General features: G+C 43.7%; 9 protein-coding genes. 3 read left to right on the top strand and 6 right to left on the bottom strand.

The window, feature by feature from the left end; genetic code table 11:
• Positions 1-77 precede the first annotated feature (77 nt).
• The 3 genes from C7Y66_RS29155 to C7Y66_RS29145 all read right to left on the bottom strand — a co-directional run bounded on the left by C7Y66_RS29155 (position 78) and on the right by C7Y66_RS29145 (position 2,144).
• Positions 78-1,175, bottom strand: a complete 1,098-nt coding sequence (locus C7Y66_RS29155) for an ArsA family ATPase (protein WP_106548218.1) — start codon at positions 1,173-1,175, stop codon at positions 78-80.
• A gap of 249 nt (positions 1,176-1,424) precedes the next feature.
• The gene (locus tag C7Y66_RS29150) at positions 1,425-1,571 is read right to left on the bottom strand and encodes a DUF454 family protein (protein ID WP_015155682.1); all 147 of its coding nucleotides are present in this window, start codon (positions 1,569-1,571) and stop codon (positions 1,425-1,427) included.
• 351 nt (positions 1,572-1,922) lie between these two features.
• Positions 1,923-2,144, bottom strand: a complete 222-nt coding sequence (locus C7Y66_RS29145) for a hypothetical protein (protein ID WP_106548217.1) — start codon at positions 2,142-2,144, stop codon at positions 1,923-1,925.
• A gap of 531 nt (positions 2,145-2,675) precedes the next feature.
• Here C7Y66_RS29145 and C7Y66_RS29140 point away from each other — a divergent pair.
• Positions 2,676-5,537 (top strand): cation-translocating P-type ATPase, encoded by a 2,862-nt coding sequence (locus C7Y66_RS29140; RefSeq protein ID WP_106548216.1) that lies wholly within the window; start codon positions 2,676-2,678, stop codon positions 5,535-5,537.
• A 154-nt stretch (positions 5,538-5,691) separates the two neighbouring features.
• A complete protein-coding gene (locus C7Y66_RS29135; RefSeq protein WP_106548215.1) occupies positions 5,692-5,880 on the top strand; it encodes a hypothetical protein in 189 nt (62 codons plus the stop codon).
• Positions 5,881-6,069: 189 nt separating this feature from the next.
• On the opposite strand, the gene C7Y66_RS29130 is transcribed toward C7Y66_RS29135, so the two are convergent.
• A complete protein-coding gene (locus tag C7Y66_RS29130) occupies positions 6,070-6,351 on the bottom strand; it encodes a hypothetical protein (RefSeq protein WP_106548214.1) in 282 nt (93 codons plus the stop codon).
• A gap of 51 nt (positions 6,352-6,402) precedes the next feature.
• Positions 6,403-7,503, bottom strand: coding sequence for a calcium/proton exchanger (gene cax, locus C7Y66_RS29125; RefSeq protein ID WP_041462524.1), 1,101 nt, complete (start codon positions 7,501-7,503; stop codon positions 6,403-6,405).
• Between cax and C7Y66_RS32730 the strand changes: the two genes are divergently transcribed.
• Positions 7,493-7,684 carry a hypothetical protein gene (locus C7Y66_RS32730; RefSeq protein ID WP_127023803.1) on the top strand — a complete coding sequence of 64 codons (192 nt, stop codon included), beginning with the start codon at positions 7,493-7,495 and terminating at the stop codon, positions 7,682-7,684. The two genes, cax and C7Y66_RS32730, sit on opposite strands and share 11 nt — an antisense overlap.
• A 666-nt stretch (positions 7,685-8,350) precedes the next feature.
• Here the strand turns inward: C7Y66_RS32730 and C7Y66_RS29120 are convergent.
• Complete coding sequence (locus C7Y66_RS29120) at positions 8,351-8,554, bottom strand: Nif11-like leader peptide family natural product precursor (RefSeq protein ID WP_015155676.1); 204 nt, start codon at positions 8,552-8,554, stop codon at positions 8,351-8,353.
• Positions 8,555-8,612 lie beyond the last annotated feature (58 nt).

Raw genomic sequence — 8,612 nt, 5'->3', positions numbered from 1 at the left:
TTTGTTCTAAAAGGCACTCTATCGGTTCGATGGCTTTTCTGTCTACTGCCAAGCGCCAAAAACTGTCCGAAGTATTGCTAAAAAGAAATTACTAAATACGGTTCCTCAAATTTACCAGATTGTACAGATTTTCCTTTCAACTCTGGTGGTAAGACAATCTGTCGCCTTTGGTCGCCAGCTTCAATAACTATTTCTGCACCAGACTGCGTTAACTTAACTTGTTTTTTATTAAATCCTGGTAAAAAAACGTGAACTTGGCGCTGGACGAGATCGATGTTGAGTGGCGGTGTTACGGAAATACTAGCGTTAAAATCTGGCAATTCTTGAATAATTGCTTCCCAATTCCTCTCCTGCAAAGTAGAGATATGATGGACAGCTAATGGGGTGAAAGCCGACTGTATAGCTTCTCTACTTAAATCTCGATCTTGATACGCTAAAACACCACTGACAGTGAGGTTAATTTGTTGGGCGCTGCCCCAGCACCAGCGAGTATCGGCGATCGCTTCTGGTGTATCGTTAGTAATAAGATAGGCTGTTAACTGACCTGCATCGTTAACCACTGCCACTCCTTGCTCGATCCAATGCTGAATTTGAGCCAGTCCTTCTTGCATTTTCTGGCGATCGATATTAGCGTGAAGAATTGCCGCAGCCAATGGACCACCAATTGAATTAGCAATCTCGCTAATATCTAGATCTGCAAATATTTGGTGAAAGCGCCGAAAATACCAATCCAAAGCACTAGGAATCCCTAGCATACGCAGTATCTCTAAATTTTCTCGATCGCTATAAATAATGACATCATAGCTACCACTTTGATAGTATTGTCGTAGGGCATTGAAAGTTAAAAAACTATCAAATCCAGGTAGTATAATCAATTCGGCAGGATAGATTTGTTCGGAAAAAGAATCTGGGAAATAGGTAGAAACAAGTTTTTTGACTTCATCCCAAGCCTGTTCTAACAGTACAGTTGTTTGTAACTGTACAACTTGCAGATGACTCTCAACGCTTTGAGGATGCGTACTTAAAGAAGTTTCTAAAAGTAGCTCCGTACTGGGATTAACATAGGTAGCCAATAAAACTCTTTTACCTTGTCGGGCAAACCATTTCGCAGTAGCAATTGCTAGCGTTGTCCGTTCTCTAGATCCATCGCCCAGAAATGTAATTATTCTGCTCATTGAATCAATCCCGTTGCTAATAGGGAATTGTAGGGGCGAGTCTACCAAAAAATTGCTAGGTGCAGGTATTCTAGTTAAATTCGCCCTTCCGAAATGAGGGATTTACAAGAGTGCATCGAGCGAAAGCTTCACAGCAAATAAGTAACTTGGTTCAACTCTCTCCTACACAAGAAGGTAAGAGATGACTGATAACTTTGTCCAGACATTACATGTAACGTCTCTACACTGATAACTGACAACTGACTCAATTTACTGTTCGATCGCGCCGAAACAAGCTGCTGCTACTAATAAGAAGGGAGTACCAGGAATCAAAGGTAATAAAACACCAATGACACCTATACCCGCGCAGAGTGTACCCGCAGCAATTAAAGCTGCATTCTTGATTTGCTTGAGCATATTGACTTGAGTGATATCTTGATAGTTTTCAGTCTAGTAATCTTCAGTTTTGTAGTTTTTACACTACCATGTAATAGTTACTACTGTGCATCAAAATTGTAGATGATAGCAACAATCTTTACTCTTCTTAGCATTTTACCTCTTATGTTTGCTCTACAAAGTTTTGCTTTTAGTAAGTGCTAACTGCTAGCAGTCTTGTTTCTGAAAAGAACAGGAAACAAAAGACAGAATAATTTGTAATTATAACCCTCAACAGAGTCATAAAATACTCATAACACTGTCATTAGCTTATCTCGCATGGCAAATGACCAATAACAAGATTGGTCTTTCACAAATGATAAATGATAATTATCAATGCTGTTCGTAACAGTGAAGGTGAGTTGAATTGTTTTGGCGATCGAGATCGCCGCTAGTTATTTGCGTATCCGTCGTAAAAAAGGCACTAAGAATTGTTTCTAGTCCTTCACTATAGTCTACTTCCCGATCTAAACAAAACTGCTTAAAGCGGCGTGCTACATCTTTTCGCACATGACCTCTGATTTGCACGTAGTTCCGATCGTCTTTTTTTCCCACAGCTCTTCTCAATCAGATTATAATTTTTGCCAAGCGCTGAAATCTAGCCAAATTTAATGTCTATGCGTACCTGAGCCAGCTATTAAATTAAACCAATGGTTTGCATATAAAAATACCATCTCCTAAGCATTAAAGGTTATCTTTCATCGTAAAGTATTACGAATAAAACATAAAAGGTTTAAATGTTCAGTTTTACCTAACGTTACATTAACTTATAGTAATCAATGTAACTTTTTACAATGAGTCGTGGGGAGCCGTAAGGATAGTTTTTCTCTAGTTTCTCAACTCGCGTTGATAGGTTTGCAACTTTGCACAAATGCAAAGTTGCAAACCTATCAAATTGATAAGTTTGTTTCTATGGCGATGCAGTCAAGCACCCAAGGGACGTAGTGAGTCATTAGATTAGAATCCTTCACGACTCACTCTTGTTCATCCAAGTTCACACTACTTAACCATGCTAAGGGTATGCAAGGCATATAGTTAAATGATATAGGTTATAAGAGCATTCCTGAGTTTTTGAGAAGTAAAATAATGTCTTCAAGCACTGGCACAGACTTAGCAGTGGCTAAGCCTGCCGGAGAGTCTTACGCTTGGCATACTCTGGAAGCTGAGAGAGCCACAGATGTTCTCCAGAGCGATCGCACCTCCGGCTTAACTTCCTCTGAGGTTAATGAAAGATTACAACGCTACGGTTTCAACGAATTACAAGAAACAGGAGGACGTAGTGGTTGGGAAATCCTCCTAGACCAATTCAAAAACATCATGTTGCTGATGTTGATAGCAGTTGCCGTCGTTTCAGCAATTTTAGATGTGTTCGGTACGAGACAACCAGGAGAAATACCGTTTAAAGACGCGATCGCGATTGGCGTAGTGGTCGTTCTGAACGGGTTGCTGGGATATATCCAAGAAAGTCGCGCAGAAAAGGCTTTAGCTGCCTTAAAAGGCTTGTCTTCGCCCAAAGTGCGAGTTCTGCGCGACGGCAAAACCGTGGAAGTCGATTCTAAAGAATTGGTTCCAGGGGACGTAATGTTACTGGAAGCGGGCGTGAAGATTTCTGCTGACGGTCGCCTCTTAGAAGTTGCAAATCTGCAAATTCGGGAAGCCGCCTTGACAGGAGAGGCTCACGCCGTCAACAAACAAGCCACGCTCCAACTACCAGATGATACCGTATTAGGCGATCGCGTCAATATGGTTTACGAAGGTACGGAGGTCGTCCAAGGGCGAGGAACAGTCCTCGTCACGGGGACGGGAATGAAGACTGAACTAGGGAAAATTGCTACAGCACTGCAATCGGTAGAAGCCGAACCCACACCGTTACAAAAACGGATGGCGCAACTAGGCAATACCTTAGTCACGGGGGCGATGATTCTAGTACTGTTGGTGGTGGGATTAGGAATGCTCCATACACCAACCATGAGTAATTTCGAGAACCTCGTGAAAGTCTCGCTCAGTATGGCGGTTGCTGTCGTTCCCGAAGGGCTACCTGCCGTTATCACCGTTACCCTGGCGTTGGGAACTCAACGCATGGTGAAGCGCAACGCCCTGATCCGCAAACTCCCGGCTGTAGAAACCCTGGGTAGCGTCACCACAATTTGCTCTGATAAAACAGGGACGCTGACTCAAAATAAAATGGTCGTCCAGGCAGTTGCAACAGCTAGCAACTCTCTGCGAGTCACGGGCGAAGGATACGACCCCATTGGCGAGTTTCGCCACCAAGATCGAGTCGTCTCAGCGCCAGACCAACCGGAACTGCAAGCCTTACTCTTAGCTTGCGTACTTTGCAACGATGCCATATTGCAAAGAGATAAAGGCGAGTGGGCAATCCTTGGAGATCCGACCGAAGGAGCGCTGTTGTCTTTAGCAGGTAAAGCAGGGCTAGAAAAAGACCAGCAATCGAGCTGGTTTCCCCGAATCGCTGAGTTTCCGTTCTCCTCAGAACGCAAGCGTATGAGTACGATCTGTGAAGTGAGAAACGAGGACTTAGTGAACTTCCTCGCCTCTCATCCCTCACCGCTTACCGCTCATCCTTATTTGATGTTCACCAAAGGTTCGCCCGAACTGACTTTAGAGCGTTGCACTCATATTCAAACGGGCGATCGCATCAAACCGCTGACTGACGAGTTACGGTTAAACATCCTCGACCGGAACAACCAGTATGCCAGTAAGGGGTTACGAGTTCTGGGCTTTGCCTACAAAGCAATTGCAAGTATTCCCCCAGAGGGTTCGGAAGAAACCTCAGAAAACGATTTAACTTGGTTGGGCTTAGTGGGAATGCTGGATGCACCCCGTCCCGAAGTTCGCGAAGCCGTGGCTAAGTGCCGTACTGCTGGTATCCGTCCTGTGATGATTACAGGCGATCACCAACTGACTGCCCAAGCAGTAGCTGAGGATCTAGGGATTGCTCACCCAGGAGATTTAGTACTGACAGGGCGAGAGCTGGAAAAATTGAGTATGCCAGAACTTGAGGCACACGTCGATCGCGTCAGCGTCTACGCCCGCGTCTCGCCAGAGCATAAATTACAGATCGTCCAAGCGCTACAACACAAAAACCAAATTGTTGCCATGACAGGGGATGGAGTCAACGATGCTCCCGCCCTCAAACAGGCAGACATTGGCGTAGCAATGGGCATTACAGGTACGGATGTCAGTAAAGAAGCTAGCGATATGGTGTTGCTAGACGACAACTTTTCTACAATCGTCTCGGCGACAGAAGAAGGACGAGTTGTTTACATCAACATCCGTCGTTTTATTAGATACATTCTAGGTAGTAACTTAGGAGAGGTTTTAACTATTGCTTCAGCACCATTACTAGGTCTGGGAGGAGTACCGCTTTCACCGTTGCAAATTCTCTGGATGAATTTAGTGACAGATGGAATTCCAGCGCTAGCTCTGGCTGTCGAACCAGGTAGACCAATTGTCATGCGACAACCCCCCAAAAATCCCAAAGAAAATATCTTTGCGCGAGGACTGGGTTCGTACATGATTCGGATCGGGATTATCCTCGCCATCGTGACGATTCTACTGATGGTTTGGGCTTATCACCATTCCCAGGCAGTTCAAGGCGGTGGATTGAGCGCAGACCGCTGGAAAACAATGGTATTTACCACCCTTTGTCTAGCGCAAATGGGACACGCGATCGCGATTCGTTCTAACACCCGCTTAGCGATTCAAGTCGATCCGTTCTCTAATCCCTATATTCTGATTTCAGTCGTCTTGACCACTCTTTTACAACTACTGCTAATCTATGTTCCACCGCTGCGTAGTTTCTTCAGCACCCATTACATACCACCCATAGAACTGCTGATTTGTTTCGGCTTCAGTTCCTTGGTATTTGTTTGGATCGAGCTAGAGAAGCTATTCATCCGTTGGCAAAGATCTCGGCAGCATAGTTAGTTATTGGTCATTTGTCATTGCTCATTTTTTGTTTGTAACTCACTTTAAGGGCGGGTTTAACCGCAGAATTGTTTGTTCTTTCACAGGAATGTTCAAAAAACCCGCCCCTACCATTTCCTGCTAACCCCTATTCCCTAACTCCTAACCCCTGATTATGGCTTGGTTAATCTCATTTGTGACTGAAACTTTGGTTGAAGCGATCGCGGTCTGGATTGCGGAATTAGCGATCGCGGCGATCGCAGAATGGATGCGAGAGGCGATCGCCGTTACTCTAGTTGAATGGATGCGAGAGGCTGTAACTCAGCTCATCGCTTTACTGAGCAGCCACAGAGCATATTCTTAAAACCGCGATCGTCTTTATTCCCTCCCGCTTCCCAGGGAGGGAATTTTGTGAGAGACAGCACAGTAGAGACACGAAATAGAGACACGAAATAGAGACGCACAATTGTGCGTCTCTACTGATGGTTCATAGTTTTCGATTTAGGTAAGTAGGGGCGTACATCTGTGCGCCCCAGAGAGAGCGTGTATTTCGTTATTTTTGACTCGTATACTGCACCTGGTTAGGCGAACAATGATTTCCACTGGGTTGTACGACTCCAGTAGAACTTGCAACTTTGATACATGAGCGATCTGCTTGCCATACTTGCCACTGATGCGAGGAAAAATCAATTCCGATCAGTAATAGCAGAAAAGCCAAGGGACCAACTGCAAGGGCGATCGCGGTCTTACGCACGTTAAAAAAGTCTGGATGCTCGATCATGATTACCTCTTGAGAGTGAGTAGTGAGTGGCTGGTGGCTGGTGGCTAGATTCATTAGTTATTGGTCTAGTCACTAATCAGCAGTCACTGATAACAGAATCCTGATTCAGTCATGCAAGTAAAAAGCTGTTAATAGCATTGTGTAGGTCATCAGCAACAACACGCCCTCTAGCCAATTAGACTTACCATCCGTACTGACTGAGTTTGTCATCAGTACAGCTACACCAACTGCTAAAACTGCAAATGTATCAAAGGCTAAATTCATCGGTTGCCCCATTGCTTGTCCCGCTAGAACTAACGCTGGAGCTACAAACATGGCGATCTGCAAGCTAGAACCGAGGGCGATGGAAATAGACAGATCGATTTTTTGCTTCGCGGCACACATACCACAGGTAATAATCTCTACTGCTGAACCGAAAATCGGCAGTAGCATGACACCTGTAAATAAACTAGTCAAACCGAGACTAGAGACAGCTTCTTGCAAACTATCAACCAGTACTTCAGAGACAAATAACAGCGCAACCGTAAAACCTAAGAGCAAACCAACATGTATCCACAGATCGTACTTTTGTCCTGTAGCCTCGCTACCATAGCTCTCAGGTTCGGCATCTTCCTCCAACTCATACATAAATCTATGAGTCTTCATCGAGAAAAATAGCATCATGGCGTAGAAGCCTAGTAACAGTATGGATGCTACAAAAGAAAAATGATTGGCATTGGCGAGTTGATGACTAGAACTTGTCGTAAATTTGAGCGCTACAGGCATCAAAATAAATACAACTGCCAGATTGAGCGAACCAGAATTGATCCGCGCTACAGTCGTTCGTTTGATGTTGTGCTGAAAATCTAGCCTTTTGAAGCTCAAGCCGTCTAAGATAAATGCGAATCCTAGACCTAATAAAAGGTTAGCAATAATTGAGCCAATTAAACTCGCTTTGACCACCTCAACCATACCCGCTTGCAGGGCAACGATTGAGACGACTATTTCGGTGACGTTCCCAAAGGTGACGTTGAGTAGACCACCCAGAAATGAACCAATTTTGTTAGCGATCGCCTCTGTAAAGTTAGCAATCCATGCTGCTAGAGGGATAATTGCTAAGCCTGCTGTAGCAAAAACAACTAATGGTGGTAAACCAAGTTGTCTAAACAGCAGTGCCAAAGGAACGAACACAAGCATACGTAACAAGAACGCATCCTTGCGTGACATCGTTCGGCGCGACACCACTTTCCCCGCAGTGGGTCTGTCTGGTTTTGTTGATACTGACATTATTCCGGCTCCAAAAGTCTATTGTGCTTTGGAGGGGATGGGGCAATCTCACATACCTAATCCTGCGGAGATTGCTTGGCTGCTTTTCAAGCGACACCCAGCCCAACCTCATTCCATGTAAGGGCGAGTTTAATTCTTGGCAATCCTATCTACAGCCGTTTTCAATTACCACACACCTAAGCAAGAAGCTGATGTTGTGCAACAGCTATCTCTATAATTCATTTCTCAGCTTGTAGAACAGGTTATTCAATCGAGATAGTAGGCACTGCCATTGCTGTTCAGTACGTCAACTAGAGCGACACTTGATTTGGATATTGGATATCTGAATGAATTAAGAAACTGCAATCGACCCGAAGGTAATGATGCAGCTTTGAAACTCTAAATGCACTTGACATTAAATCTACAATAAACTCGCTGAGAAAATCTAAAATTTTTGTTAAGTGCAAAAAGAGAAAAATAATTATCCTTCTATAGATACATGTAAATAAGCCGCTATCTCTTGCCCTGCAAGGATTTAACTCTCATGTATTAAATCCCCTAAAACTTTTCAAATTGGACTTTATCTATGAACAAACTATCTGAAATATCTAAACTTATGTAAAACAGCATGAGGTAAAAATTGACAGATTTCCAAATTTTCAGATGTCAAGTTTTTAACTATATAAAGTGAGAAAATATAACTATTACTTGTTTGCAATTTATTTAATTTGCGAAGTTGTAACTTTCAAATATATTTGGAGGATAAGCTGAGGGATTGCCAAAAATTCGCTCCCTCAACCTCTGACATTTATAAGAACTGCTGGGCGATCGCCAGCAGATTTTGAGATATATATGCTTTGACTTCGCTGTAAGTGAAGCTATAGCCGTTCTGTTTGCCTAGTTCCACTGCTAGATTTAAAAAGCTTTCGCGATCGCCCGACTGTTTCAGCTTTTCTTTAAGCGATGAGTCTTGCAATACCAGTTGATGAAACTGTTCTATTTGTTTTGTCATTGGTCATTGGTCATTGGTCATTGATTGTGAATTAAGAGTGGTAGGGGCGGGTTTAGCA

It is taken from the genome of Chroococcidiopsis sp. CCALA 051, assembly GCF_003015105.1.
In the GTDB taxonomy this organism is placed as follows: Bacteria; Cyanobacteriota; Cyanobacteriia; order Cyanobacteriales; family Chroococcidiopsidaceae; genus Chroococcidiopsis; species Chroococcidiopsis thermalis.
The sequence above is the reverse complement of the archived record's forward strand: the minus strand, read 5'-3'. Positions and strand labels throughout refer to the sequence as shown.